Genomic DNA, 26,220 nt, shown 5'->3' on the forward strand with positions numbered 1-26,220 from the left:
ATCGACTCCTCTCGTTCCGGGCGTAAATCCCCGAAACCAGACTGCCCCCAATTGCGCTTGCAACCCAGGGTCGAAGGGCCACAATCGCGCCCCGTTTCGCGGGTGAGCAGGCCCCAGGATCAGGCCGGGTAGTTGTTGCGAAGGCGGTCCAAGGTGGCTTCGATGCCCGCCACGTTCGCTTTGGTGAAACCTGTTGCGCCGTAATACTTCAGCCGATTCAAGATCTTGGTATCGCGATGGTCGAACGTCTCGACGACACGCGTGGTGTCCGCCGACAAAGCCTGAAACTCCCACCGCCACCGATGTCCGAACGGATGCCGCCATTCGATAACCTGATCGGCCGTCAACGCGGTCACGGTGCACGTAATCCGATACGGCACCCCATACATCCGCATCTTGGTCGAGAACTTCGACCCCAACTCGAGCCGCTCCGGCGTGCGAATATTCGCCTCCACAGTCCCCGACCCATCGATCTCATGATGCCGCCGAGGATCGGCCACGACAGCGAACAATTCCCCCGCCGACGCCGCGACCTCCACCGCCCGACTCACCTGAAACGGCCCAGCATCAACAATCTCCACTGTCATAACTTCCGATCCTCCGTCCTGCAGCTGGCCCGATCCTAACCCCGGAAACCAGCGGAGCCCCACCCGCCGTAGCGGATGGGGCTCCACGAGAACACTTACAGCTCAGACGATTTAGACGTCGTAGTAGAGCTCGAACTCGTACGGGTGCGGGCGCAGGTTGACCGGGGCGATTTCCTGGGTGCGCTTGATGTCGATCCAGGTCTCGATCAGGTCGGTGGTGAACACGCCACCCTCGGTGAGGTAGTCGTGGTCGGCCTCGAGGCGGTCGATGACCGACGCCAGGGAGGTGGGGGCCTGCGGGATGTTCTTGGCCTCCTCGGGCGGCAGCTCGTAGAGGTCCTTGTCGACCGGAGCCATCGGCTCGATCTTCTTCTTGATGCCGTCCAGGCCGGCCATCATCATGGCGGCGAAGGCCAGGTACGGGTTACCCGAGGAGTCAGGTGCGCGGAACTCGATGCGCTTGGCCTTCGGGTTGCTGCCGGTGATCGGGATACGCACGGCCGCCGAGCGGTTGCGCTGCGAGTACACCAGGTTGATGGGGGCCTCGTAGCCCGGCACCAGACGGTGGTACGAGTTGACGGTCGGGTTGGTGAACGCCAGCAGCGACGGGGCGTGGTGCAGGATGCCGCCGATGTAGTGCCGCGCCAGATCCGACAGACCCGCGTAACCGGCCTCGTCGTGGAACAGCGGAACGCCTTCCTTCCACAGCGACATGTGGGCGTGCATGCCCGAGCCGTTGTCGCCGAAGAGGGGCTTCGGCATGAAGGTGACAGACTTGCCTTCCTGCCACGCGGTGTTCTTCACGATGTACTTGAACAGCTGCAGATCGTCCGCGGCACCCAGCAGGGAGTTGAAGCGGTAGTTGATCTCGGCCTGACCGGCGGTGCCGACCTCGTGGTGGCCGCGCTCGAGCTCGAAGCCCGCGTTCTGCAGGTTGGTCGAGATCTTGTCGCGCAGGTCGACGTAGTGGTCGTACGGGGCAACCGGGAAGTAACCACCCTTGTTGCGGACCTTGTAACCACGGTTCGGGGTGCCATCGGCGTTGTACTCCGCGCCGGTGTTCCAGGAACCCGAGATCGAGTCGATCTCGTAGAAGGAGCCGTTCATCGCCGAGTCGTAGCGGATCGAGTCGAAGATGTAGAACTCCGCCTCGGCACCGAAGTAGCAGGTGTCCGCGATGCCGGTGGAGGCCAGGTACTGCTCGGCCTTGCGGGCAACGTTGCGCGGGTCGCGCGAGTACGCCTCACGAGTGAACGGGTCGTGCACGAAGTGGTTGAGGTTCAGCGTCTTCGCGGCCCGGAACGGATCGAGCTGCGCGGTGCTGAAATCGGGCAGCAACAGCATGTCCGACTCGTCGATCGACTGGAAGCCGCGGACGGACGAACCGTCGAACGCGAGGCCTTCCTCAGCCAGGTCGGCCGTGAAAGCCTTCGCCGGGATCGAGAAGTGCTGCTGCACACCGGGGAGGTCGGTGAAGCGTACGTCGACGTATTCGACCTCCTCCTCCTTGAGGAACTTGATGACCTCGTCGGCCGTGCTGAACGCCACTTAGTACTCCTTACGGATCGGTTCCCAGCCAGTTCAACTGCATGGGTTCGTCGCGACCAGACGGTAGGGACGCGGTGTTTCCCCGCAATCAAGGCTGTGTTTCGCCAGTGTTACACGTACAGCTGGCCGGGGGTTCGTCGGTGCCCCCGGTTGTCCGAGGCCCACGCGCCGATCGCCGAGTGGCGTTCGACCAGCACCGATATCCTGCCATTGACCTCGGCCGCATCGCCGATAAGACTCCGAAAAGATAGGGGTCTAACCGTGTCGCGGGCGCTCGCCGTGAGAATCCTCACCGCGTGCGGCACCTTTCCGGTTAACCCGCACCCCGTCCGGTAGTCGGCGTGCGAGAGGAAGCTTCGCACCGATCGGGCGACACCGCACCTTTTGCGAACGCGATTCGGACGCTGCCGCCGGGCGATTCGCGGCGCATCCGGGAGGGGCGTCACGAGTGTGCACATAGGGCGGGATGCTCCGGCGTGTCGCCGCCATGGGTGCACGGTCGCCGCGGGGGCGTGTGGTGTGGGGAAGGACGGCGAATAAGGTGGAGGCATGGCACGTATCACCGGCTCGTGGTTGTCCGGACCGAACGCGGATTCCGGGGACAACATGCCCGGCGACTATCAGGGCAAGGAACTCGGGCTGCCGAAAAGCGGTGTGGGCGCGCTGGCTCCGATGACGCGCCGGATTCCGGCGTTGATCCTGGACTGGTTCATCTCCTTGGGATTGACGGCCGTCCTGGTGCGTCCGAATGCCGATGCGCTGATCGCGAAGTTCGTCAGTGCGAATCCGGGCAAGCAGCCGCCCTCGCACTTCGAGGTGATCATCAATTCGCTGGCGACGCCGAATCTGGGGGTGTGGTTCGTGCTGGGCATTGCCACGGTGACCCTGTTCGGGTTCACGCCGGGGCAGTACTTCCTGCGACTACGGGTGAGCCGTATTGATATCGACGGGCCGGTCGGTTTCGTCCGGGCGCTGGCACGGCAGGCCATCCTGGTGTTCGTGGTGCCCGCGCTGTTCACCGACAGCGACGGCCGCGGTATGCATGATCGCGCCACTGGCACGGCGCTCACCTACTCTCGCTGAGAGTGGAAGTCCGGGGCGAGCTGGGTGCGCGGGGCGGGCAGTGGATAAGGCCGTCCAGTCAAGGTTGCCCAGGGTTTCCCGGCGCCGATTCCCGGCCGCATGAACTCGGCCCGCGCGCTAAGTGAAGCGCGCCTCTGTTCGATTCACCTGGATGCGAATCTTCACGATTGCCTCATGCATCCAGGTCCATCATGGCTTTGTCGTACAAGAGTCTTCGCGTATGTAGCTCGCTGTTCACCCCCTGTTGCCTTCGATCGGTATGGTCGCAGGCGATCTGCCGGGGCGCATGCTGCGAGCCTGCGAAACGGGGGATAGCTGTTGATGTGCTGATGGAGGATCGATGGGTCAGGGCTACCGGGCTGCCGCGCGGAGTCTCAGTCGACGGTCGCTGCTCGCGACCACGGGTCTGCTGGGCTTGGCGGCCGCCGGAGCAGCTGTGAGCGCGGGCGTGAATGCCGCGCCCGACGGTAACAGCTTGCGAGCGGCCGGCGGCGGTCCGCGATCCGTACTCGGCATCGAACCCATCGTCCGCACCGAACGCGTGTTCTCCCCGGCTCGCAAACGCGAAGTGGATGTGGTCACCATCCTGCCGCCGGGCGTGCCGACCCAGGGCCTGCCCATGTCACTACTCCTGCACGGCCTGCACGGCACCGCCCACACCGCGGCCATCGGCGGAATCGGTGGTCTGCTCGCCGCCGCGGCCGCGGCCCGCCTGGTGCCCGCCTTCGGTTTCATGGCCATCGACGGCGGTGACAACTATTGGCATAAGCACTTTTCCGGTGACGACCCGATGACCATGCTGCTCGACGAGGCCCCGGCCTGGCTGGCCGCGCGAGGTCTGAATGCCGAACCGTTCGCCTGCACCGGCACCTCCATGGGCGGCTTCGGCGCGCTCGTCTACGGTCGCCGCCGTGCCGAACGCGGCCGGCCCGTGAATGCGATCGCCGCGCTCTCGCCCGGGCTCATCACCTCCTGGAGTGAGATGCGCAAGCGCAATGCCTTCGCCGATGCCGATGAATGGGCTGCCCTGGACCCGCTGCAGAACATCGCGAAACTGGGCCCGTCTCCGACCGGCGTCTGGGTGGGCGATCGTGACCGCTTCATCGACGGCTGCCGCGAATTCATGGGCCGGGCGCGCCTCGAGGTCTCCCGGGTGACCCCCGGCGCGCACAACGACGAGTACTGGAGCACCGTAACTCCGGATGTGGTCCGCTTCCTCGGCTCGCACGTCCGCTGACCCGCGGTCGTGATCGCCCGCCCGAAACGCCGGGTTTCGGGTGGTGTGCGGCGTAATCTGTCCCAAAGTGCCGCAAGCCCGCCCACGCAGTGACGCCTGTCGTACCGCCGGAGGGATCACATGAGTGTCTTTTCGCCAGGCTTCCAAGGCCGCCCCCGGCCGACGAGCGATCGTGTGCCGCCCGGCCAGTACCTGACAGAGGACTTCCCGGTGCTCTCCGCGGGCCCCACCCCGCGCGTGGACCTGGACCGCTGGCAGTTCACCATCACCAATGAGACCGGTCGCCAATACAGTTGGAGTTGGCCGCAATTCATGTCGATGACGCAGACCGAACCGCATGTCGACATCCATTGCGTGACAAGGTGGTCCAAGCTCGACACCACCTGGCAGGGCGTGTCTCTGGACGAACTCCTCGAAAACGTCGAAACCCAAGCCGAATTCGCCACCGTCTCCAGCTATGGCGGTTACACCACCAACCTTCCCCTGGAAGATCTCCTGGACGGTAAGGCGTGGATCGTGCACACCTTCGACGGCCAAGACCTGCACCCCGAGCACGGCGGCCCCGCCCGGCTCCTGGTCCCGCACCTGTACCTCTGGAAATCCGCCAAGTGGGTCAAGGCAATTCGCCTCCTCGACTACGACGAACCCGGATTCTGGGAGACCGCCGGCTACCACAACCTCGGCGATCCCTGGCGCGAGCAGCGCTACCAGGGCGACTGAAATGCGCTGGCAGCCGGCCGAACTCACCGCCGCCCGCTCCGAGACCCCCTCCGCGCGCACCCTCACCCTGCGCGTCCCCGGCTGGCCCGGCCACCTCCCCGGCCAACACGTCGACGTCCGCCTCACCGCCCCCGACGGCTACCACGCCGAACGCAGCTACTCTCTCGCCGCCCCCGCTGACGGTGACCACATCGAACTCACCATCCAGCGCGTCCCCGACGGCGAAGTCTCCGGCTACCTCGTCGACTACTTCCCCGTCGGCGCGCGAATCGAAATCCGCGGTCCCGTAGGCGGCTGGTTCGTCTGGCACCCCGAGACCGGGGGAGCCGCAGTCCTCATCGCAGGCGGCTCCGGCATAGTCCCTCTCGCAGCCATCCTCCGAGCCCGCCGAAAAGCCCCGTCCGCCAACCCCTTCCGCCTCATCTACGCCCTTCGAGACCCAGAAGACCTCTACTACCGCAACGAACTCCTCCCGCCCGACCATGAGCTGTCCGCGGTAGGAGGCGCGCCGACAGCTTCGGCGATTGAGCGGCTCGCGCCTGCCGCGGAGATTCCGCTCAGCCGCGAACCTGTCGCATCTGCCGAATTCGTCATGCCCGGCGACGATGTCGAGGTCTTCCTCGCGTTCAGCCGCAGCGCACCGCCCGCTGCCCGCCCGCCGGGGCGACTCACCGCCGAGGAGATCGCGAAGCACTCCCTCACACCCGCGCCCGACGTCACCTGCTACGTCTGCGGCCCGACGCCTTTCGTCGAATTCGCCGCCTCCGCACTGGTTTCCGCCGGTCACGACCCCGCCCTGATCAGAACCGAACGCTTCGGACCGACAGGAAAATAGCCATGACCACCCACTACACCTACGCCACCGGCACCGATGACGAAGCCTTCCTCGACGGCAACGCCCTCGCAGGCACCCTCGCGGAAATCTTCACCGCCGACCTCACCGCCTGCGGATGCCGTTGCGGCGCATGCGGAGTCGTAGAACCCCTGGCCCGAGCCCTCGTCTACCTACACTGCCCCGGCGCCATAGCCCGCTGCCCACACTGCACCGCCGTAGTCCTGCGCATCACCACCACCCCCTCCGGCCGCTGGCTCGACCTCGGCGAAGGCGCAGCCCTCTGCCTCCCCATTCCGGAGGGGTAGCCCCGCCGCTTCGAGGCTGCCCAAATCCGAAACGTCCACGACCAGGCAATCTCCCGACCAATGCCCCGCTGAATGCCTGGTGATCTTGAACCACCCGCGAGTGGGCTCTCGCGTTCTCCCGTCGCCAGGTCCCGTTGATCTCGGTCAGGGGAGGGTGCGGGCGAGGAAGTCGCGGATTAGGGCGGTGATTTCGGGGCCGTGGGTTTCGAGGGCGAAGTGGGCGGCGTCGAGGAGGTGGAGTTCGGCGTCGGGGAGGTCGCGGAGGTAGGCGCGGGCGCCGTCGGGGCCGAAGATTTCGTCGTGTTCGCCCCAGGCGATGAGGGTGGGCGGGCGGTGCTCGGCGAAGTATTTCTGGAAGGCGGGGTAGCCGTCGAGGTTCACTTTGTAGTCGGCGAAGAGTTGGAGTTGGATCTCCTTGTTGCCGGGGCGATCCAGGTAGGACTGGTCCAGGGTCCAGGTGTCGGGGCTGACCAGTGGCAGCCGGTCGGCCGGAACCCCGTGCGTGTATTGCCATTTGGTGGCTTCGATATCCAGGAGTTTGCGCACGGCCGGTTCATGGGTGGCGCGGTCGTTGGCATGCGCGAACAGCACTTCCCAGAACGGGGTGAAGCCTTCCATATACGCGTTGCCGCTCTGGGTGATCAGCGCGGTGATCCGTTCGGGATTGCGGGAGGCGATGCGCAGTCCGATCGGCGCGCCGTAGTCCTGGATGTACAGCGCGAAGCGGTCGAGGCCGAGGGAGTCCAGGAGCTCCAGGGTGATCTCGGTGAGTTTCTCGAAGCTGTAATCGAATTCGTCGACCCGCGGCATGGCGGACTGTCCGAAGCCGATGTGGTCCGGCGCGATCAGGTGGTAGCTGTCGCTCAGCTCGCGCATCAGATTGCGGAACATGGCTGAGCTGGTGGGGAATCCGTGCAGCAGTACGAGGGTCGGGTCGGCGGGGTCACCGGCCTCGCGATAGAAGACCTGCCGGCCCTGGATCTCTCGGGTGTGGTGTCGCACGGTGGTCATCGCCTGGTCCTATCGTCCACGCCGGTCCGTATAACCGACTATCGTTAGATAGAAGGTTATAAGCGCCTGGATCATTCCCACTCCCGCAAAAGTTTTCGGCGAAAAATGAGCGAGGCCCCGCATCCGGGAAGGATGCGGGGCCTCGAAAGAACAGTGGGATCAGCGGCGGCGGATGCTGCGCTGTACGCCTTTCATCTTCGCTCCGGCGGGCAGCGGGCCCTTGGGGAGCGCCGGTCCGCCACGCGTCGCGAGTGCGGCGAGACGGCCTTCGATGAGATCCATGCGCTTGGCATCGATATTGCGCGGCAGCTTGGTGAGGTAGCGCTGCAGCTCCTTGAGCGGCACCTGATCACCCTCGTTGCCGATGACCACGTCGTAGATTGGGGTATCGCCGACGAGCCGGGAGACCTTCTTCTTCTCCTGCGCCAGCAGCGATTTCACGCGCTGCGGCGAGCCCTCGGCCACCAGCACCACGCCCGGCAGACCGACCACGCGATGCACGGCATCCAGCTGAGTGGTGGCCGCGACACCGGGGGTGACCCGCCACTTACCCTGCAGATTGTCGAGCACCCACGCCGCCGCACCGGCCTGTCCCTCGGCCTTGGCGTACACGTTCTTCTGCACCCGCCGCCCGAAGAGGATGAACGCGGCGAGCGCGCCCAGCAGCAGACCGATCGGCAGCAGGAACCACTGCAGTCCGAAGATCAGGCCGACCACCAGGAACAGCACCGTCACGCCGACGAACGCGCCGATCATCAGCGGCAGCAGCAGCTTGTCTTCCTTGCGCTGCATCTGGAATGCCTGCCAGAGTTGCTGGCGGCGCTCCTTCGACGCCTGCTTGCGCGCCGCCTTCGCCGCGGCCTTCGCTTCCTTCGACGGGGTGTTGCCGCCCTTACCTGCTGCCATGCGTCCAGGATAGTGGCCCGGTACCGGCCGGTTCGCGACGGGACCATTCGGACGTATCCATGTGATGTGAGTCTCAGTGCGCGGCGAGCGGTCACCCAGCGAGCTTGGCCTTGCCGCGGATGCTGTCCGCCAGTTGGCTGGGCATGGGTTCGTGGCGGGTGTAGCTGCGGGTGAAGGTGGCCGCGCCATGCGCGAGGGAGCGCAGGTCCACGGCGTAGCGGGAGAGTTCGAGTTCCGGGACTTCGGCTCGGATCTCGGTGCGGCCCAGCGTGACCGGTTCGGTGCCGAGCACGCGACCGCGACGGCTGGACAGGTCGACCAGCACCGGACCCACGTATTCGTCGGCGACTACGACGCGGACTTCGGCGACGGGCTCCAACAGGTTCAGCCGCGCCGTCGTGGCGGCTTCGCGCAGCGCCAGCCCGCCCGCCATTTGGAATGCGGCATCGGAGGAGTCGACCGAATGGGCTTTGCCGTCGAACAGCGTGACCCGGACGTCGATGAGCGGGTACCCGGCCGCGACGCCCCGGGCGGCCTGCGCCCGCACGCCCTTCTCCACCGACGGAATGAATTGGCGCGGGACCACGCCGCCGACCACCTTGTCCACGAATTCGATCCCGGAGCCGCCCGGCAGCGGCGCGACTTCGATCTCGCAGATGGCGAATTGGCCGTGCCCACCGGATTGTTTGACGTGCCGTCCCCGCCCGGAGGCGGTGCTGGCGAAGGTTTCCCGCAGCGCCACCTTGTGGTCGATGACATCGACCTGAACGCCGAAGCGGGACCGCAGGCGTTCCAAGGTCACATCGCGATGTGCCTCGCCCAGACACCACAGCACGAGCTGATGCGTATCCGGGTTCTGCTCCAACCGCACCGTCGGATCCTCGGCGACCAGCCGGGACAGCCCGATCGAGAGTTTGTCCTCATCGGCCTTGCTGTGCGCGTTCACCGCGACCGGCAGCAGCGGATCGGGCATCGACCACGGCTCGATGAGCAGCGGAGAATCCTTGGCGGACAACGTATCCCCGGTTTCGGCCCGGGACAATTTGGTGACGCACACGATGTCACCGGCAATGGCCTGACCGAGCGGGCGCTGCTGTTTGCCGAACGGAATCGATACCGCACCGATCCGCTCATCGGCATCGTGATCGGCGGCCTCGTCACCGGCGCGATGCCCCCACACATGCACGGTGTCATCGGCGCGCAGAGTGCCGGAGAACACCCGTACCAACGACATTCGCCCCACGTACGGGTCGGAGGCGGTGCGAATGACCTCGGCCGCCAGTGGCGCTTTCGGATCGCAGACCAGCCGAGCGGACTTCCCGGCGCTGACCGCCGATACGGGATGCTCTGCGGGCGTGGGGAATCCGCGCGTGATCAACTCCAGGATCTCCGCCATTCCCAGCCCCTGCTTCGCGCCCTCCGGTGGTGGCGCGGCAATCAGCACCGGATGGAAACTCCCTCGTGCGACGGCCTTTTCGAGATCCCGGACGAGTGTGCCGAGGTCGATCTCCTCGCCGCCGATATACCGCTCCATCAGCGTCTCGTCCTCGGATTCGGCGATGATCCCTTCGATGAGCCGATCGCGTGCCTGCTCCAGTAACCCCAATTGCTCATCGGAGGCGGGCATTTCGGTGTGCTCACCCGCCGAATAATCGTAAACATGCTGTGTGAGTAGGTCTATCAACCCGGTGACCGGCCGATGCCCATCGGCACTCTTGGGCCCGTATACCGGAAGATGCAGTGGCAGCATGCTTTCCGCGCGCCCGCCACCGAGTATCTCGCGGCAGGTCGCGGTCATTTCCTCGAAATCTGCTCGCGCGGTATCCAAATGGGTGAGCACGATGGCGCGCGGCATGCCGACGCTCGCGCACTCCTCCCATAGCGCGAGGGTGGTGCCGCTCACGCCTTCCACGCCGGCGGCGGTCGAGAGCACGAAAAGGGCCGCGTCCGCTGCTCGCAGACCGGCCCGGAGTTCCCCGACGAAGTCCTGGTATCCGGGGGTATCGATGAGGTTGATCTTCGTTCCGGCCCAGCCCATCGGCACCACCGACAATTGCACCGAACGGTGCTGTCGCTGCTCGATATCGTCGTAATCCGAGACGCAGGTGCCGTCCTCCACCCGCCCGGCTCGCGGCACCGCGCCCGTGGCGACCGCGAGAGCCTCCACCAGCGTGGTCTTTCCCGACCCGCTGTGGCCCACCAGCACCACATTGCGTATGTCGTCCGGCCGTTCGGCCGTGACTACCTTGCCATTGGCGCCTGCCGGCGCCGTAGTTCGCTCGACCATAAGGCTCGCTCCGGGGTCGATTCATGCGGTACTTCGAGCTTCCCACCGGTAGGGGGATTACGTCCACGATTCCGGTGAGATGGCGTTTCGCGCCAATTTCCCGGGCGCGTACGGCTGCGAATACGAAACCGGCCGGAATTCCCGAGGAATTCCGGCCGGTCGAAGTCGGTCTACGGGTCAGTGCGAGCCGAACCGCGCGAGCACGCTGGTCGCTTCTTGCGAAGCGGAGCCGCCCTGCGCGAGATGCTCCATCTCCGGGGCGATTTCGCGCCCGTGATGCGTCATGGCCTGCGCGTACAGCCGGCCCGCGCGGTACGACGAACGCACCAGCGGACCCGCCATGACACCGGCGAATCCCATCGCTTCGGCGGCATCGGAGTGCTCGACGAACTCCTCCGGCTTCACCCACCGATCGACCGGATGATGCCGCGGCGACGGCCGCAGATACTGGGTGATGGTGAGAATGTCGCATCCGGCATCGTGCAGATCCTGCATGGCCTGGGTGACCTCCTCGGGCGTCTCGCCCATACCCAGAATCAGATTCGACTTGGTGACCAGTCCGGCCTCGCGGGCAGCGGTGATCACCGCCAGCGAACGCTCATACCGGAAGGCCGGGCGAATCCGCTTGAAAATCCGCGGCACCGTCTCCAGATTGTGCGCGAGCACCTCGGGACGGGAGGAGAAGACCTCGTCCAACTGCTCCGGCACGGCATTGAAATCCGGGATGAGCAGTTCGACACCGGTGTGCGGGTTCAGCTGCTTGATCGCGCGCACGGTCTCCGCGTACAGCCAGGCTCCGCCGTCGTCGAGATCATCGCGGGCCACACCCGTGATGGTCGAGTACCGCAACCCCATGGCCTGCACCGATTCGGCCACGCGCCGGGGCTCGTCGCGATCGAGCGCGGCAGGTTTGCCGGTATCGATCTGACAGAAGTCGCAGCGCCGCGTGCACTGTTCCCCGCCGATGAGGAAGGTGGCCTCGCGGTCCTCCCAGCATTCGAAGATGTTGGGACAGCCCGCTTCCTCGCAAACCGTATGCAGCCCTTCGCGTTTCACCAGGCCCTTGAGCTCGGTGTACTCCGGGCCCATGGTCGCCTTGGTGCGAATCCACTTGGGTTTGCGCTCGATCGGCGTCTCGGCGTTACGCGCCTCGATGCGGAGCAGTTTGCGTCCGGCGGGTGCGGAGGCCGCGGTCGAACTCGGCCGGGGTGCGGCGGGTTCGGGGGTGTTCGATGTCGGGGTATCGACGGAGGTCACTCAGTTCACCCTACGCTCGTGATCATTCGGCCTTGGCGGCCACCGGTGCGGTGACGGCGGCAGCTGATGGTCGGTAACGGGCAGATCGCCATCGAGGGCACGCGCGATGGCGTCGGCGACCAGCGGGCTCACCTCCTCGACGGTGACCTCGCGGCGGAGTTCGCGGGTCAGCGTGGTGACACCGGCATCGCGGATACCGCACGGGATGATCGCGTTGAATCCGTCGAGGGTCGAATTGCAGTTCAGCGAGACCCCGTGCAGGGTCACGCCGCGCTGTACGCGCACGCCGATGGCCGCGATCTTGCGCTCGGGCAGGAAGTCCGAGGCGGGCAGCCAGACACCCGAACGTCCTTCCACCCGACCGGTTTCCAGGCCGAGTTGTGCGCACACGGTGATGAGGGCTTCCTCCAGCCGTCGCACGTACTTGACCACGTCGACCGGTTCGGCGAGGCGCACGATCGGATAGCCGACCAATTGCCCCGGACCGTGCCAGGTGATCTTTCCGCCGCGATCGACCTCCACCACCGGGCTGCCGTCCATGGGCAGATCGGTGGCTTCGGTGCGCCGTCCCGCGGTGAAGACGAAGGGATGCTCGAGTAGCAGCAGCCGATCCTGGCCGATGCCCTCGGCGCGCTCGGCGGCTATGCCGCGCTGCATATCCCAGGCTTGCTGATAGTCGATGAGGCCCAGATTCTCGACCAGCAGGGGTGTGCTGTCGAACCGGGCCGATGCCCCAAGGTGTGCCGGGGCAGTGGCAGTCTTACTATCGCTCACCTCTGCGACGCTACGCCATCGTCGAAGGTGATCTGCATCAGCGTCAGATCCATCCAGCGGCCGAACTTGTGCCCCACCTCGGGCAGTTGGCCGACGGTCTTGAAGCCGAAATTCTCGTGCATGGCGATGGAGACGGTATTGGAGGTCTCGATGGCCGCGATCATGGCGTGCACATCGCCCTTGCGCGCCCGTTCCAGCAACTCGGTCATGAGGGTTTTGGCGACCCCGCGCCGCTGGAATCGATCGGCCACGTACACCGAATTCTCCACGGAGAAGCGGTAACCCGACTTCGGCCGGAACTGCCCGTAACTGGCGTACCCCGCCACCGCGCCGTCGATCTCGGCCACGAGCACCGGGTGCCCGCCCGCGATACGCGTCTCGAACCAGGCTTGTCGCTCGGCGAGATCCGCGGGTTCGGTATCCCAGATGGCGGTCGTCTCGGCAATGGCATTGTTGTGGATCGCCAGGATCTCCGGCAGATCGCTCTCGCGCGCATCCCGCACCAGCAATTCGGTCACCCGCACCACGCTATCCGCGGTCTTGATGTGATCTGTATCGCGCCCATAACACCAGTGCAAATTCTGGATCCGACGTCGATGTGATGGCGCCGGTATCGCCCGAGCAGACCCCTGCGCCATTACATGCGTGTTGATCTATATGCGCGTTGATCGCGAAGCGGCCTCGGGCGGCACTGGGAAGATTTCTATCGGGCGACGCGGGCGACTATCCGTGGTGGCCGACCGTCGCGGCCAGGGCCGCGCCGATGGTGGGGTGTTGGAAGGGGTAGCCGGCTTCTTCGAGGGCCGTGGGGATTGCCCTGGGGCCGTGCAGGATTCCCTCATCGGCGAATTCGCCCACCGCGGCACGCAGTACGAATGCGGGGACCATCAAGGGTGTGGGGCGATGCAGGGCGCGTCCGATGGCGCGGGTGAATTCCGCATTGGTGACGGGTGCGGGGCCGACCATATTGACTGGGCCGGAGAGGGATTCGTGCGTGAGGGCGAAGATGATCGCGCCGATCTCGTCATCCAGGGAGATCCACGGGACGTATTGGCGACCACTGCCGAGTCTGCCGCCCAGGCCCAAAGAGTAAAGGGGATAAAGCATTCCGAGCATGCCGCCCTGCTTGGCGAGCACCACCGCGCTGCGCAGCAGAATCGTGCGCACGCCCGCGGCAACGGCGGGTTGTGTCGCGGCTTCCCAGTCCCGGCACAGTCCGGCCAGGAATCCTGTTCCGGCAGGGGAACTTTCGGTCATCACCCGGTCGCCACTGGCGCCGCCGTAATAGTGCACGCCGCTGGCGTTCACAAGCGTCGGCACACCTTCGGCGGCGGCAGCGGAGGCCAGTACATCGGTGGGGACGATCCGGCTGTCCCGCAACTCCTGTTTATAACTGCCGTTCCAGCGCCTGCGCCCGATGCCCGCGCCGCAGAGATTCACCACGGCGTCGGCATCGCGTAGTGCGCGGTCGTCGAGGTCGGCACGCGTTGGATCCCAGCGGAATTCATCGCGTGCCTGGGCGGGACGACGCACCAGGCGAGTCACCTGGTGCCCGTCGCGGCGCAATGCCGCGACGAGCGCCGTCCCGATCAGTCCGGACGAGCCGGCGACCACGACCTTCATACCGGTTGCCTACAGGCCGAGGTCGCCCTCGAAGGCCGCCTCTTCCAGCCGGTGCCGGATGGTGGTGAGGAAGCGGCCCGCGTCGGCGCCGTCGATGAGCCGGTGATCGTAGGTCAGCGGCAGGTAGGCCATCGAGCGGATGCCGATGAACTCGCTGCCACTGTCGCTGATCACCATGGGGCGCTTGACGATTGCGCCGGTGCCCAGCATCGCCGCCTGCGGCGGGAGCAGGATCGGGGTGTCGAACAGCGCGCCCTGCGAGCCGATGTTCGTAATGGTGAAGGTGCCGCCGGACAGCTCGTCGGGCTTGAGCCCGCCATTGCGCGCCCGGTTGGCGATATCGGCGATGGCACGCGCCAGGCCCGCCAGCGACAGGTCGTTGGCGTTGTGGATGACCGGGGAGAGCAGACCCTGTTCGGTGTCCACGGCGATACCCAGGTTGACCACCGGGTGGTAGGTGATCTCGTTGGTGTCGCTGTTGTAGGACGCGTTGACGTTCGGGTGCACCCCGAGCGCCTCGATCGCTGCCTTCGCGAAGAACGGCAGGAACGTGATGTTCACGCCCTCGCGCGCCTTGAACGCCTCCTTGGCCTTGGCGCGCAGCGCCACGACCTTGGTCAGATCGACCTCGTGGACCTGCGTGAGCTGTGCGGTGGTCTGCAGCGACTCGAGGGTCTTGATGGCGGTGATCTTGCGGATGCGGCTGGCCTTCTGCACGGTGCCCGGCAGGTGCGCCAGGTTCGGGCGCGCGGCCGCGGTGGCGGCAGGCGCGGCCGGAGCAGCGGCTGCGGGAGCCGGGGCGGCGGCCGGAGCCGGAGCCTTCTTGGCCTCCGCGGCGGCGAGTACATCCTGCTTGCGGATGCGGCCGCCGACCCCGGAACCGGTGAGAGTGGCCAGGTCGACGCCGTTTTCGGCAGCGAGCTTACGGACCAGCGGGGTCACGTAAGGGCCGCCGCCATTGGTGGAGACCTCGTCGGCCGGGGTGGCCGCGGCCGGAACCGGCGCGGGCTTGGGGGCCGGAGCCGGGGCGGGCGCGGGAGCCGGAGCGGCTGCTGCGGGAGCAGGCGCGGGGGCCGGAGCCGGAGCCGGGGCGGGCGCAGGAGCCGGGGCAGGCGCAGGAGCGACAGCCGGTGCGCCACTTCCGATTACGCCGAGCTGACCGCCCACATCGACGACATCGTCTTCCTGCGCGGTGATCTCCAGCAACGTGCCGGCGACGGGCGAGGGAATCTCGGTGTCGACCTTGTCGGTGGAGACCTCCAGCAGCGGCTCGTCGACCGCGACCTGGTCGCCGACCTGCTTGAGCCAGCGGGTGACGGTGCCCTCGGTCACGGACTCACCGAGTTCGGGCATCTTCACCGCGGTGCCGGAGGCGGCAGCGGCGGGTGCGGGGGCTGCGGCAGCGGGCGCCGGTGCGGCGGCCACGGGCTGCGGAGCCGGGGCGGGTGCGGGGGCAGGCGCGGCGGCCGGAGCCGGGGCAGCGGCGGGAGCGGGAGCCTCACCGGCATCACCGATCACGCCGAGTTCGCCACCGACCTCGACCACATCGTCTTCCTGCGCCACGATCTTGACCAGTACACCGGCAGTGGGAGACGGGATCTCGGTGTCGACCTTGTCGGTGGATACCTCGAGCAAAGGCTCGTCGACCGCGACCGTGTCCCCTTCCTGCTTCAGCCACCTGGTCACAGTGCCCTCGGTGACGCTCTCACCAAGAGCTGGCATCTGGACGGAGAAGGCCATGTCGATTGACTCCTCTGACTGCTCGTCGGGTTAAACAGCTTGTCTCCGATGGGTTTTCACCGCGGGTCGCGATGTCGGCCCACGGCCACCGAATAATCTGTGGCACCCGGAGATCCTTGTTGGTTCTTGTTCCAGCTACCCATCCTTGCACTCCGCCGCGTGCAACGTGTCACAGGGCGGCCGTTCACCGAACCTCGCCGCGTCGCAAACGCGATGGTGAGGACGCTCGACTGCTTTCCAACAGCGGTAATAGCCAGCCGCTCCTGAATATCTGCCGAGGAGTCCCTGAGCAGCCCCTTCGGATTCGATCCACCCCCTGTCCACCGAATCGAGCAACGCCGAGCTGGACTCAGCGATCGATGATCGAGATGAACTTCGGGTCGAGAGCGGTCGAATTCACGACTTCGCCGACGATGTCCTGAATCGGTGTCGCCAGGTCTGTCGACAACAATGCTGTTGCGGACTCGCCAGGCCATCCAGGCCAGACCAGCGCAATCTCGGTCCCGGAACGCAACTGCAGGAGCAACCAGTAGCGGCTTTCTCCCACCGGTTTCCTGAGCATTCGACGGACTGGGCCTTGAATTGCGGGCCAGGCCAGGTCGATTCGAGCAATGGGATCGGCATCCGAGAACCGTGTCCAGCCGGATACCGGCAATTCGCGAAACGGGGGCTCCGGCCACGGTCGCCGGTGATCGAGCTCCGCGACAATGCTGCTCAGAAATCGGCGCAGCTCGGACTCCGAATACCTTGTCCGAATGAGGGTGTCCAGCTCTTCATTCGAGCGCAGCGCCTCGACCAGCGCCTGGTATTCCTCGGCGGGGTGGAGATTCCACAGGGGTTCGGTGAGCAAAGCGCTCGATATACGGCCGACCTCCTCGGGGCCGAGGGTGTCGGAGAACTGAACACTGTCAAGAATTGCGTTCACGACGCCCCGCCACAACTCGATCATGTAGATCTTTCCGTCGCTGAATAGCTGAAAGCGCTGTCTCTCTTCATCATTCAGGTAGGTGACCTGCCGAACCAGGAGACTTCCGGCGGGGCTGCTGTCAGCAGCCCCGCCGTACATCAGCTACTCGGCGGCAATATCCTCGAGTGTCGCGATCAGCGTCCGCACCGGTACGCCCGTCCCGCCCTTGCCGACGTAGCCGAACGGTCCACCGGTGTTGTAGGCCGGACCCGCGACGTCGAGATGGGCCCACTGCACACCCTCCGGCACGAATTCCTTGAGAAACAGTGCGGCGGAAAGCATTCCGCCCCAGCGGTGCGGCGCCACATTCGCCAGATCGGCGATCTTTGAGTTGATATCGCTGCGCAGTTCGGCGGGAAGTGGCATGGCCCAGCCGTTTTCGCCGACGGACTGCGAGATCCGTGCCACCCGATCGCGGAACTCGTCGGTTCCCATCACGCCCGGCGTACGAGTGCCCAAAGCAACCATCTGCGCTCCGGTCAGCGTCGCCACATCGATGATGTAATCCGGATCATCCTCTCCCGCACGCACAATCGCGTCGGCGAGAATGAGCCGCCCCTCGGCATCGGTATTGATCACCTCGACGGTGGTCCCGCCGTACTGCACCAGCACATCACCCGGCCGCTGTGCGGTGGAGGACGGCATATTCTCCGCCATCGGCACGGTGGCGGTGACGGTGAGCGGCAGACTCAGGCGGGCCGCGAGCAGTGTGGTGGCGATAACCGCCGCCGCCCCACCCATATCGGAGGTCATATTCTCCATGCTCTGCGCGGGCTTGATGGAGATGCCGCCGGTATCGAAGGTAATTCCCTTGCCGATCAACGCAACCCGCTGATCTCCACCGGCATAGGTGATGCGGATCAGCCGCGGCGGCCGCGACGACCCCTTGCCGACGCCGACAATCCCGCCGTACCCACCGGCGGTGAGCTCCTTCTCATCGAGGATTTCCACCTGCAATCCGGCGGCCTTGGCCAATTCCGCTGCGCGATTGGCGAATTCAGCCGGGAACAGCTCGTTCGGCGGCGTATTGACGAAATCCCGTGCGGTAGCGACGGCTTCGGCGATCGCCTGCGCGCGGAACAGCGCCTCTTCGCCGAATCCCACGTCGGGAACCAGGAATTCGATGCGCTGCACCGGCTGGTCATCGGTCTTGGGCGCACTCTTGGCCGACCGGAACGTCGTGAACTGGTATGCGCCGAGATAGAACCCCTCGGCCGCCGCCCCCAAATCCAGTCCGGACAAAACAGTCACCGCGGTGCCGATCCCGGTGAGCGCCCGCCCCGCCGCACCGGCGGACTTGCGCACCTGCTCGGCATCGACCTTCTCCGCCGCGCCCAACCCGACCGCGAGCACGAAATCCACGTCCAGCCCGGCAGGTGCGGGCACCCGGGTGATCTCCTCGGACTTGCCCTTCGCGCCCACCGCCCGCAGCGAGCTCAGCAGCGCCGCGCGAGTGTCGGAGTCGAGTACATCCTCGAACGCGTCCGCGGGGGCAATGACCGGCCCGTCCTCCGACGACGTGAGTCCGATGACGAGCGCATCGGCCGCACCGATGGTCTCGGTGCGCACCAGTTCCGGCCCGAGCGAACGATCTGCAACAGCTGTCATGCGCCCCAGGCTACTGCGCACCCCTGGCGCTCAGCCTTCCGGCGCGCCCCATTGGAACACGCTGGAAACGTGATCCGCCCCGGTCGGGCGACTTATGCCCGCAGAGGCATGTGCTTGTGATCGGCGTGATCGTGGGCAGGAACACCCTGCGCTGCGGGTTCGCGGGGGCTGTGGTTTCGGGGCTGATCCACCGGAATCGGCTTGCGCCCCGCCGATCGATGCGCGACCGTAGGTCGTACATGAACGAGAAAGAAATCGTCAAACTATCCAAGCGACTGTCGAGTTGGCTCAGGCACCGTCCGGAGGCCATCGGTTTGGACCCGGATGCGGCGGGCTGGGTGCGCGTCGAGGACCTACTGCGCCAGGCCGCCGCGCACCGCCGCGCCTTCACTCGGGCCCAACTCGACACGGTGGTGGAGCGAAACAATAAGCGGCGCTTCGAATTCGATGAATCCGGTACCTCGATCCGCGCCCGGCAGGGCCATTCGATCGAGGTCGACCTCGGTTACGCCCCGGCCGAACCACCGGATGTGCTCTACCACGGCACCGCCGAGCGCACCCTGAACCTGATCATGGCCGAGGGCCTGCTCCCCATGCGGCGGCATGCCGTGCACCTGTCGGCCGATATCGACACCGCGGTGAATGTCGGTGGCAGACATGGCCGTCCGGCGGTATTGCGGGTCGATACCACCGCCATGCGCCGCGACGGGCACGAGTTCTTCGTCACCGGCAACGGTGTCTGGCTGGTCGATGCGGTGCCACCCCGCTACCTCGAATTACTTGCTGCGCGTTGAGGATCCGTCAATCCCGCTCTACGCGTGCGTGACCCGGTTCCCGACCTTTCCGCTGTCGCGACAAATACCCTGATTACGACACCGCTGTCGGGCATACTGCGCGGTGTCCACGACCCTGGAATGCCCGCCCCGGATCGCATAGGAGGTCCCCGTGGCGAAGGCGAAGTTCCAGCGCACCAAGCCGCATGTCAATGTCGGCACGATCGGTCATATCGATCACGGTAAGACGACGCTCACCGCCGCCATCACCAAAGTGCTGCACAGCAGATATCCGGAGTTGAATCCGTTCACCCCGTTCGATGCCATCGACAAGGCCCCGGAGGAGCGGCAGCGCGGAATCACGATTTCCATTGCGCACGTGGAGTATCAGACCGAGAACCGGCATTACGCGCATGTGGACTGTCCGGGCCACGCGGACTATGTGAAGAATATGATCACCGGTGCCGCGCAGATGGACGGTGCGATCCTGGTGGTCGCGGCCACCGACGGCCCGATGCCGCAGACCAAGGAGCATGTCATTCTCGCCCGTCAGGTCGGCGTGCCGAAAATGGTGGTGGCGCTGAACAAATGCGACATGGTCGAGGATGAGGAGATTCTCGAACTGGTCGAAATGGAGGTGGGCGACCTCCTGAGCGAATACGACTTCGACGGCGACAGCACCCCGGTGGTGCGCATCTCGGCGTATCAGGCGCTGGAGCATCCGGATGGCGAATGGGGGAGTGGCATAACCGAATTGCTGGCGGCGGTGGACACCTGGATCGACACTCCGGCACGTGAGGTGGACAAGCCATTCCTGATGCCCATCGAGGACGTCTTCACCATTACCGGCCGCGGCACCGTGGTCACCGGCCGCATCGAGCGCGGTGTGCTGAAGGTGAACGCCGAGGTGGAGATCGTCGGAATCCGGCCCAGGACAACGAAGACCACGGTCACCGGCATCGAAATGTTCCGCAAACTCCTCGATGAGGGCCGCGCGGGCGAGAATGTCGGGCTACTGCTGCGCGGTATCAAACGCGAGGATGTCGAGCGCGGCCAATGCGTCATCAAACCCGGATCGGTGACACCGCATACCGAATTCGAGGGCCAGGCATACATCCTGTCGAAGGAGGAGGGCGGCCGTCACACCCCGTTCTTCGACAACTATCGCCCCCAATTCTATTTCCGCACAACAGATGTGACCGGTGTGGTGACCTTGCCCAAGGATGTCGAAATGGTGCTCCCCGGCGACAATGTCTCCATGTCGGTGGTCTTGATTCAACCCATCGCCATGGAATTGGGCCTGAAATTCGCCATTCGCGAAGGCGGCCGGACGGTGGGCGCGGGCCAGATAACCAAAATCATCAAGTAGCGGCCCGCGCCCACGCGAGTCAGTTGTATACGGCTCCGAACGACGGAACGGAGATGGTGCTCAACTGATACCGGAACCCGTCGGGATTGGCATCGCTGACCGGCACCGGCCATCGATGCCACACGCTGCCGTACACCGCGGCCACCACCATGCCCGGTCCGGGATCGATGACGGCGGTGCGAATCGTGGTGTCCACCGGCACATCCTGATGTTCGATGAGCAGATTGGTCCCGCTGCGCCCATTGGACAGGTTGAACCACATCACCTCGAGCTTCGCGCCCGTCTGATCGGGTGAGATGGCGCCCGGCCCGCCGAAGAGCCCGAACCGGAATCCATCCATACCGAGCGCGACTCCGGACCCGTACACCCCGGGCCCGCCTCCGCGTCCGATATCGGACTGCGCCGGAATCTGGAATGGCTGAGCGGGCAGGGCCACGTCCCCGGCGCGTTGTCCGGAGGTGATCAGCCTGTTCACGGCCTGTTCGGCCACGGGATTCCCAGCGGCGGTGGCCTGTAGACCCTGGATGGCCGCATTCCATTCGAATGCCGGTGCACCACTCGCGGACGCACTGGCGATTCCGACAAATGCCGCAGCTGCCACGGCGGTGGCGGCAATACGACGAGTAGAACGGCTTCCACGCATAATCAGATCTCCTCGGATTGTGCTGTACCGCATACCTATCGGCCCCATACAAACACCGCCTCGGCGATCTGCCATCGATGACTCGCCGAGGGCGGTAGGTGGTACCCCGCTTGTGCTCCGCGTGTCGAGCGTGTCGCGCGCGACCTATGACTGGTCATCTATTTGTGCCGAACATGTCCGCGGCCCGAGCGATGAGTTCGCACTACCCGCCCCGTCTACCTGGCAACGACGAAGAAGGAGCCTTTAATGTCCGAGACGAAGACCTCTACCGTGGCAGCCCCGGGTGCCGTGATCACCTACGACGTGCGGCAGCCGGAGACCGAGACCGCCGGTGATCAGCCCATGCTCATGCTGATCGGTTCGCCCATGGACGCAAGCGGATTCGTCAGCCTCGCGGCTCGCTTCCCCGACCGTACGGTCGTCACCTACGACCCGCGTGGCACCGGCCGCAGCACCAAGTCGGAGCCCGACTCCGAATCCACTCCCGACCAGCACGCCGAGGATCTGCACCGGATCATCGACGACCTCGGCGGGGCTCCCGTCGACCTCTTCGGCAACAGCGGTGGCGCGGTCAATGCCCTCGCGCTGGTCGCCCAGCACCCCGACCAGGTCCGTATTCTGGTGGCGCACGAGCCCCCGGCTGCCCAGGTCCTCCCGGACCAGGAGCAGGCGCTGGCGGGCATCGAAAGTATCCGGAAGACCTACCAGGAGAGCGGTTTCGGCCCGGCGATGGCCAGGTTCATCGGCCTGGTCTCGATCAAGGGCGAGATTCCGGCGAGCTTCGCGGACCAGCCCGTAGACCCGGCCATGTTCGGTCTCCCCACCGAGGACGACGGCACCCGCGCGGATCCGCTGCTCGGCCAGAATCTCATTACCTGCACCGGCTACAACCATGATTTCGACGCGCTGCGGGCCGCGCCCACCCGCGTCGTGATCGCGGTCGGTATCGAGTCCGAGGGCGAATTCGCGTACCGCGGTGGCCTCGGCGTGGCCGAGCGTCTCGGCACCGAGCCGGTGATCTTCCCGAGCAATCACGCCGGTTTCCTGGGTGGCGAATACGGCCAGCAGGGCGACCCGGACGGCTTCGCCGTAGCGCTGCGTAAGGCGCTGTCCGAGTAGGACATTCCAGGGGGCTTCCGCGTGTCATCCAACACGCCACCGAATTCGGCGTGTTGGTGCGCGAAGCTTCCGCTAACGGTGACTTGGGCTGCCGACCCTGCTTACCTCGATATATGCCGAATTCGAGAGGCCGAAAGTCCAAGCGGGGACCCAAAATAGCGGCCCGAGCCCGCCGTAACCGCGAACGTGCGCGGGGCGTGCCGTCCTGGTTCGACGAGTCGATCCGCCAGGTGCTCGCGCACCGCCGTGTTCTCATGCTCGCCAAGTGCCCACGCGAACTGGAGCAGGCCACCGCCGAACTACTCGGCGAGCAGCTGCACCGGGCGCTGCGCAGCCGGGATTTCAACCTCTATTTCGACTGGTGGTTCGGAGAACTCGCGACAACGGTGCTCACTCGCACCGGTGCCCCGACCCCACCCGGCGATCCGGATCAGTCCACCTGGTGGCTGCTTCAGGGCCTACTCGCCCTGGCCCCCACCGATTTCCTGATACCGCCCGTCCAAGACTTCCTCGACGCCGCCACCGGTCAGTGCGAACCGCCATGGTTGCCCCTGTCCTGCCGAGTGCAGGCGACCGGCGACATTTGGCAGCTGACCGCCGCGGAGCAAACCCGCCTCGGCATCATCGCCGGCTACGAATATCCCGGCGGTGCGGATCAACACGTCTATCTCTTCGACGTGGAGACCTGCAGCCCAATGGAATTGCTCGGCGCGGACACGTTCGACACTGTCGAGCAGGCCACGCGGGCCTGGTGCACGACGGTGGGCCCCGGTGCCGCGAAATCCCGCCCGACCGTGATCACCGATCCGGCATCGCTGGCATTCCTGCCCTACTGCTGCGACCTGACCCATGTCACCGGCCTGGAATCCCGTAACCGCCTGGACAATTGGTTCCGCGCTGCCCGGCGCATCGAAGAATTGATGATCACCCTGCGGCGGCTGGGCACACCGGTGCCGCCCATCCCCCCAGCCGAACTCATGGAGTGCCGGTGAGATGCCAGTTCCCGAACCACCTGATGAGGCCGTTGCGCGGCCACTGCTGCAGTACCGCCCGCGCGAAGGTGCGCATGGCCGGATGTCGAGTTCGATAGAACGAGAGCCGATCCAGCGGTGTCATTCGCAGGCATTCGAAGACGATCCACGCCTCCCGGATCGTCCGCACAACATCGCGGCCTTCGGACACCGGCCCGTCACCGAGCGGCCCGTGCACATCATCGAGTATTCCGGCGGCAGTAAGCGCCGGATCGTCGGTGTCGGTAGCGGCCGCCAACACGTACACCACGGCTACCTCGTGCGTGGACCCGCGCGGCAACCGCTCCGCGATATGCCACCACAGCGCCACCGGGTCCGCGAGCAGTCGCAGCCCGAGATCGGAGAGCACCAACCGGCTGCCATCCCGCTCGATCAGGTCGAATCGCGCTGCCGTATGCCGCAACTCGGCGATCGGTGCCGGTACCTCCTGCCGGGCCCACCGTTCGCTCATATCGAGCTCGGTGAACAGCGCCGCCACCATATGCCGAGGCAGCGCCCCCGCCGTGGTCAGCTCGACGCCGTCCACCCCGATGTGCTCGAGCAACCGCAGGTACGGCCGCATGGCATCGGCGGCGAATTGCGCATCGACGGTGACCGGAACATCCAGCATGGCCTGTCCCATCAAATGGCGCAGTTGCCGAAACCCCCGGGTGAAGCCATTTCCCAGGATCCAGGCGAGCGAATTGGGCAGTGTGAAGGTATCGACGGGCGATCGGTCGGCGACGCCGTACCCGTAGCTGCTCAATTCGAGATTGACCGCCTCGACATCCAAAGTCCGTGGACCGCAGGCACATTCGGCCCGCGGCGTGTACGCCCCGAACTCGCGTATCTCCTCGAGCCGAATCACCCGCTGCCACTGCTTGCCCGCCCCGTACCGGTGGAAGAGTTCGTCCCCGGCCGCGGTCAGCACCTCGTCGAGCCTTACGAATTCATCCGCGACCTCGCCCGGCGTCAGCCGCCCTTCCGAATCCACCCGGCACAGATAGTGCTCGGTCTCCCGATGGCCGTAGACCTCGGCCGATCCGAACCGGTACCGCTGCTTGGCCTTCCACCCGAATGCCCCCTGCAGCAGCTCCTGCACTTCATCGAGGAAGAAGTCCGAGGCCACCTCGAGCACCCGCCAGGACCGCCCGTTCGGCTTCACCGATTCGACCCGGACGCGATAGCGAACGGTATCGGCCCGCCGCGGCCGGCGCGGCGACACCGGTGCGGGGTCGAACATGTTCTCGAAAGTGCCGCCGTGCCGGAGCAGATTGTCCCAGGGGACCGGTTCACTTCCGCCCGATCTGATCTCCACGGGAATGCCGAGCTTGTTGAGCGCCTCGGTCATCTTGCGGATCGGATCCTCTTCCGGCACAGCGGAAGTCTATTCGGCGGTCATATCCGCACACCGTGGTTCGACGTGCCGATGCCCGAGTCATCGGCGAGTCTTTCGGGCGCGCCGCCGGATCGGCTTCTCGTGTCGCACCCCCTAGGCGCACCCCGAGTAACTAGTCTGATGCCGACCGCCGAGGCGGTCGCTGTGATGAAGGGTGCTGGTTTGGTGGAGTTGCGTGGCGATGTGGTTCCCGATGATGCTGCGCGCTCGACGCGGCTCACCGGGTCGGACGGTTTCGGCTGGGACTGGCTCAAGTCTCCCAACCGCTCCCTGCAATTCGATCGCCCGCAACGCATTTGGGAGGCGGCCGCCGTCCCCGGCCGTGCCCGCCCCTACGTGGTGGCCACCTTCAACCTCAAGGGCGGTGTAGGCAAAACCACGACCACCGCCGCGCTGGCCGAGATCCTCTCCGCCGAGTTCGGCAAGCGGGTCCTGCTCATCGACCTGGACCCGCAGCGCAACCTGACAACCATGATGGTCGGTGAGAAACGCTCGGCCGAACTGGATTCCGCAGACCTCACCCTGGCCGCGGTCTTCACCGACGCGCTCGCCGGCCGCCGCCCGCGCGATGCCGCCGACCTGGTCCAGCATCAGGTATCGCCCATGCAGTCGGTCACCACGGTCGACCTGCTCGCCTCATCCCCGAAGCTCATCGCACTGCAGGACGATATGTCCCGCCTCACCACCTTGGACCCCACCACCGTCCTGGCCGCGGCCCTGACAGGTGTCCTCTCCACCTATGACTACGTCTTGATCGACTGCCCGCCCAATCTGGGGCCGATCACCCAGAACGGTCTGCGCATCGCCGACGGCTATCTGATCCCGACCATCCCCGATGTCATGTCGACCTACAGCATCCCGCCGCTGCAGTCCCACCTCCGGCATCTCTCCGCGGCCTGGTCGGCTCCTATTACGGAGTTGGGTGTGGTGATCACCAAATACCGCCGCTCGTCCACGGTCCACCAGCGCATCCTGGAAACCCTCCGCGAGAACCCCTCTCTCCCGCGGCTGTTCCCCACCCGAATCCCGGAGTCGAACCAAATAGCCGCGGCCGCCGAGTTCACCGACTTCGGCACCCTCCGCCAGAAGTACGGCCAGGGCGGTCAGTTCCTGGCATTGCGGGAGTTGACCGCCGACTTCCTCGCGACAACTCGGATCAAACTCGCCTGGGGCCGTTGAGTTGATCAAAGTCATCCGATAAACCTGCAGGTCAAGAGGCGATTTGACTTTGATCGAAGCGGTACGTAACTTTATTCGAGTCAGAGCGACACGGACACCGACCCGGAGCCCCAAGGGCCTGGGAAACGAGGTTGTACGAGGAGCGCCTGACAGATTCACATTAGCCCTCCTGATCAGCGGATTTGGTTCTGCTGCGTTGGTGGGGTTAAGCTTTGAAAGCAGCCACTGAGACCGACCGGG

The 26,220-nt window shown here is 65.6% G+C and carries 24 protein-coding genes; 10 read left to right on the forward strand and 14 right to left on the reverse strand.

What is annotated here, in order from left to right; genetic code table 11:
• Positions 1–119: 119 nt before the first annotated feature.
• Complete coding sequence (locus tag GFY24_RS32390; protein WP_153808917.1) at positions 120–587, reverse strand: SRPBCC family protein; 468 nt, start codon at positions 585–587, stop codon at positions 120–122.
• A 111-nt stretch (positions 588–698) separates the two neighbouring features.
• The gene (glnA, locus tag GFY24_RS32395) at positions 699–2,135 is read right to left on the reverse strand and encodes a type I glutamate--ammonia ligase (RefSeq protein ID WP_309231606.1); all 1,437 of its coding nucleotides are present in this window, start codon (positions 2,133–2,135) and stop codon (positions 699–701) included.
• 549 nt (positions 2,136–2,684) lie between these two features.
• Between glnA and GFY24_RS32400 the strand changes: the two genes are divergently transcribed.
• The 5 genes from GFY24_RS32400 to GFY24_RS32420 all read left to right on the forward strand — a co-directional run bounded on the left by GFY24_RS32400 (position 2,685) and on the right by GFY24_RS32420 (position 6,315).
• The gene (locus tag GFY24_RS32400) at positions 2,685–3,218 is read left to right on the forward strand and encodes an RDD family protein (RefSeq protein ID WP_153808918.1); all 534 of its coding nucleotides are present in this window, start codon (positions 2,685–2,687) and stop codon (positions 3,216–3,218) included.
• Between the two features lie 340 nt (positions 3,219–3,558).
• The gene (locus GFY24_RS32405; RefSeq protein ID WP_153808919.1) at positions 3,559–4,455 is read left to right on the forward strand and encodes an alpha/beta hydrolase family protein; all 897 of its coding nucleotides are present in this window, start codon (positions 3,559–3,561) and stop codon (positions 4,453–4,455) included.
• A gap of 120 nt (positions 4,456–4,575) precedes the next feature.
• Positions 4,576–5,175 (forward strand): sulfite oxidase-like oxidoreductase, encoded by a 600-nt coding sequence (locus GFY24_RS32410; protein WP_153808920.1) that lies wholly within the window; start codon positions 4,576–4,578, stop codon positions 5,173–5,175.
• A gap of 1 nt (position 5,176) precedes the next feature.
• The gene (locus GFY24_RS32415; protein WP_153808921.1) at positions 5,177–6,010 is read left to right on the forward strand and encodes a ferredoxin reductase; all 834 of its coding nucleotides are present in this window, start codon (positions 5,177–5,179) and stop codon (positions 6,008–6,010) included.
• A gap of 2 nt (positions 6,011–6,012) precedes the next feature.
• Positions 6,013–6,315 (forward strand): DUF6510 family protein, encoded by a 303-nt coding sequence (locus GFY24_RS32420; RefSeq protein WP_153808922.1) that lies wholly within the window; start codon positions 6,013–6,015, stop codon positions 6,313–6,315.
• Between the two features lie 144 nt (positions 6,316–6,459).
• Here the strand turns inward: GFY24_RS32420 and GFY24_RS32425 are convergent, their stop codons facing one another.
• From GFY24_RS32425 to GFY24_RS32470, 10 genes are all read right to left on the reverse strand, one after another.
• Complete coding sequence (locus tag GFY24_RS32425; protein WP_153808923.1) at positions 6,460–7,326, reverse strand: alpha/beta fold hydrolase; 867 nt, start codon at positions 7,324–7,326, stop codon at positions 6,460–6,462.
• A 159-nt stretch (positions 7,327–7,485) separates the two neighbouring features.
• On the reverse strand, positions 7,486–8,232 hold the full coding sequence (locus GFY24_RS32430) for a DUF4191 domain-containing protein (protein ID WP_153808924.1): 747 nt from the start codon (positions 8,230–8,232) through the stop codon (positions 7,486–7,488).
• Between the two features lie 91 nt (positions 8,233–8,323).
• Positions 8,324–10,519 (reverse strand): elongation factor G-like protein EF-G2, encoded by a 2,196-nt coding sequence (locus tag GFY24_RS32435; protein ID WP_153808925.1) that lies wholly within the window; start codon positions 10,517–10,519, stop codon positions 8,324–8,326.
• 177 nt (positions 10,520–10,696) lie between these two features.
• Complete coding sequence (gene lipA, locus GFY24_RS32440) at positions 10,697–11,776, reverse strand: lipoyl synthase (protein ID WP_309231607.1); 1,080 nt, start codon at positions 11,774–11,776, stop codon at positions 10,697–10,699.
• Positions 11,777–12,550 carry a lipoyl(octanoyl) transferase LipB gene (gene lipB, locus GFY24_RS32445; protein WP_309231608.1) on the reverse strand — a complete coding sequence of 258 codons (774 nt, stop codon included), beginning with the start codon at positions 12,548–12,550 and terminating at the stop codon, positions 11,777–11,779.
• Entirely contained in the window at positions 12,547–13,059 is a 513-nt protein-coding gene (locus GFY24_RS32450; RefSeq protein WP_153808951.1) for a GNAT family N-acetyltransferase, read from the reverse strand. Before GFY24_RS32450 ends, lipB begins: the two co-directional genes overlap by 4 nt.
• Positions 13,060–13,273: 214 nt before the next feature.
• Positions 13,274–14,173 carry a TIGR01777 family oxidoreductase gene (locus GFY24_RS32455; RefSeq protein WP_153808927.1) on the reverse strand — a complete coding sequence of 300 codons (900 nt, stop codon included), beginning with the start codon at positions 14,171–14,173 and terminating at the stop codon, positions 13,274–13,276.
• A gap of 9 nt (positions 14,174–14,182) precedes the next feature.
• Positions 14,183–15,913: a 2-oxoglutarate dehydrogenase, E2 component, dihydrolipoamide succinyltransferase gene (gene sucB, locus GFY24_RS32460; RefSeq protein WP_153808928.1), complete on the reverse strand. Its 1,731-nt coding sequence runs from the start codon at positions 15,911–15,913 to the stop codon at positions 14,183–14,185.
• A gap of 349 nt (positions 15,914–16,262) precedes the next feature.
• Positions 16,263–16,838, reverse strand: coding sequence for a hypothetical protein (locus GFY24_RS32465; protein ID WP_153808929.1), 576 nt, complete (start codon positions 16,836–16,838; stop codon positions 16,263–16,265).
• Positions 16,839–16,982: 144 nt separating this feature from the next.
• Complete coding sequence (locus GFY24_RS32470) at positions 16,983–18,488, reverse strand: leucyl aminopeptidase (RefSeq protein WP_153808930.1); 1,506 nt, start codon at positions 18,486–18,488, stop codon at positions 16,983–16,985.
• A 239-nt stretch (positions 18,489–18,727) separates the two neighbouring features.
• On the opposite strand from GFY24_RS32470, the gene GFY24_RS32475 reads away from it, so the two are divergent.
• A complete protein-coding gene (locus GFY24_RS32475; RefSeq protein WP_153808931.1) occupies positions 18,728–19,282 on the forward strand; it encodes an RNA 2'-phosphotransferase in 555 nt (184 codons plus the stop codon).
• Positions 19,283–19,433: 151 nt separating this feature from the next.
• A complete protein-coding gene (gene tuf / locus GFY24_RS32480) occupies positions 19,434–20,630 on the forward strand; it encodes an elongation factor Tu (RefSeq protein WP_309231609.1) in 1,197 nt (398 codons plus the stop codon).
• A gap of 19 nt (positions 20,631–20,649) precedes the next feature.
• On the opposite strand, the gene GFY24_RS32485 is transcribed toward tuf, so the two are convergent.
• Positions 20,650–21,273 (reverse strand): hypothetical protein, encoded by a 624-nt coding sequence (locus GFY24_RS32485; RefSeq protein ID WP_153808932.1) that lies wholly within the window; start codon positions 21,271–21,273, stop codon positions 20,650–20,652.
• Between the two features lie 246 nt (positions 21,274–21,519).
• Here GFY24_RS32485 and GFY24_RS32490 point away from each other — a divergent pair, with 246 nt between their 5' ends.
• Positions 21,520–22,392, forward strand: coding sequence for an alpha/beta hydrolase (locus tag GFY24_RS32490; protein WP_153808933.1), 873 nt, complete (start codon positions 21,520–21,522; stop codon positions 22,390–22,392).
• 197 nt (positions 22,393–22,589) lie between these two features.
• Complete coding sequence (locus GFY24_RS32495; protein WP_153808934.1) at positions 22,590–23,384, forward strand: hypothetical protein; 795 nt, start codon at positions 22,590–22,592, stop codon at positions 23,382–23,384.
• On the opposite strand, the gene GFY24_RS32500 is transcribed toward GFY24_RS32495, so the two are convergent.
• A complete protein-coding gene (locus GFY24_RS32500; RefSeq protein ID WP_153808935.1) occupies positions 23,368–24,780 on the reverse strand; it encodes a hypothetical protein in 1,413 nt (470 codons plus the stop codon). The two genes, GFY24_RS32495 and GFY24_RS32500, sit on opposite strands and share 17 nt — an antisense overlap.
• A gap of 165 nt (positions 24,781–24,945) precedes the next feature.
• Here GFY24_RS32500 and GFY24_RS32505 point away from each other — a divergent pair, with 165 nt between their 5' ends.
• Positions 24,946–25,980: a ParA family protein gene (locus GFY24_RS32505; RefSeq protein WP_309231610.1), complete on the forward strand. Its 1,035-nt coding sequence runs from the start codon at positions 24,946–24,948 to the stop codon at positions 25,978–25,980.
• The last annotated feature ends 240 nt before the right edge of the window (positions 25,981–26,220 follow it).

It is taken from the genome of Nocardia sp. SYP-A9097, from assembly GCF_009649815.1.
Lineage (GTDB): Bacteria > Actinomycetota > Actinomycetes > Mycobacteriales > Mycobacteriaceae > Nocardia.

Bases quoted from the DNA above. Each gene is read 5' to 3' on its own strand.
- GFY24_RS32435 (WP_153808925.1), bottom strand. From the start codon at position 10,519: ATGGTCGAGCGAACTACGGCGCCGGCAGGCGCCAATGGCAAGGTAGTC.
- GFY24_RS32475 (WP_153808931.1), top strand. From the start codon at position 18,728: ATGAACGAGAAAGAAATCGTCAAACTATCCAAGCGACTGTCGAGTTGG.
- GFY24_RS32420 (WP_153808922.1), top strand. From the start codon at position 6,013: ATGACCACCCACTACACCTACGCCACCGGCACCGATGACGAAGCCTTC.
- GFY24_RS32400 (WP_153808918.1), top strand. From the start codon at position 2,685: ATGGCACGTATCACCGGCTCGTGGTTGTCCGGACCGAACGCGGATTCC.
- GFY24_RS32410 (WP_153808920.1), top strand. From the start codon at position 4,576: ATGAGTGTCTTTTCGCCAGGCTTCCAAGGCCGCCCCCGGCCGACGAGC.
- sucB (WP_153808928.1), bottom strand. From the start codon at position 15,913: ATGGCCTTCTCCGTCCAGATGCCAGCTCTTGGTGAGAGCGTCACCGAG.
- GFY24_RS32430 (WP_153808924.1), bottom strand. From the start codon at position 8,232: ATGGCAGCAGGTAAGGGCGGCAACACCCCGTCGAAGGAAGCGAAGGCC.
- GFY24_RS32405 (WP_153808919.1), top strand. From the start codon at position 3,559: ATGGGTCAGGGCTACCGGGCTGCCGCGCGGAGTCTCAGTCGACGGTCG.
- GFY24_RS32470 (WP_153808930.1), bottom strand. From the start codon at position 18,488: ATGACAGCTGTTGCAGATCGTTCGCTCGGGCCGGAACTGGTGCGCACC.
- GFY24_RS32485 (WP_153808932.1), bottom strand. From the start codon at position 21,273: ATGCGTGGAAGCCGTTCTACTCGTCGTATTGCCGCCACCGCCGTGGCA.
- GFY24_RS32425 (WP_153808923.1), bottom strand. From the start codon at position 7,326: ATGACCACCGTGCGACACCACACCCGAGAGATCCAGGGCCGGCAGGTC.
- GFY24_RS32490 (WP_153808933.1), top strand. From the start codon at position 21,520: ATGTCCGAGACGAAGACCTCTACCGTGGCAGCCCCGGGTGCCGTGATC.
- GFY24_RS32390 (WP_153808917.1), bottom strand. From the start codon at position 587: ATGACAGTGGAGATTGTTGATGCTGGGCCGTTTCAGGTGAGTCGGGCG.
- GFY24_RS32455 (WP_153808927.1), bottom strand. From the start codon at position 14,173: ATGAAGGTCGTGGTCGCCGGCTCGTCCGGACTGATCGGGACGGCGCTC.
- GFY24_RS32415 (WP_153808921.1), top strand. From the start codon at position 5,177: ATGCGCTGGCAGCCGGCCGAACTCACCGCCGCCCGCTCCGAGACCCCC.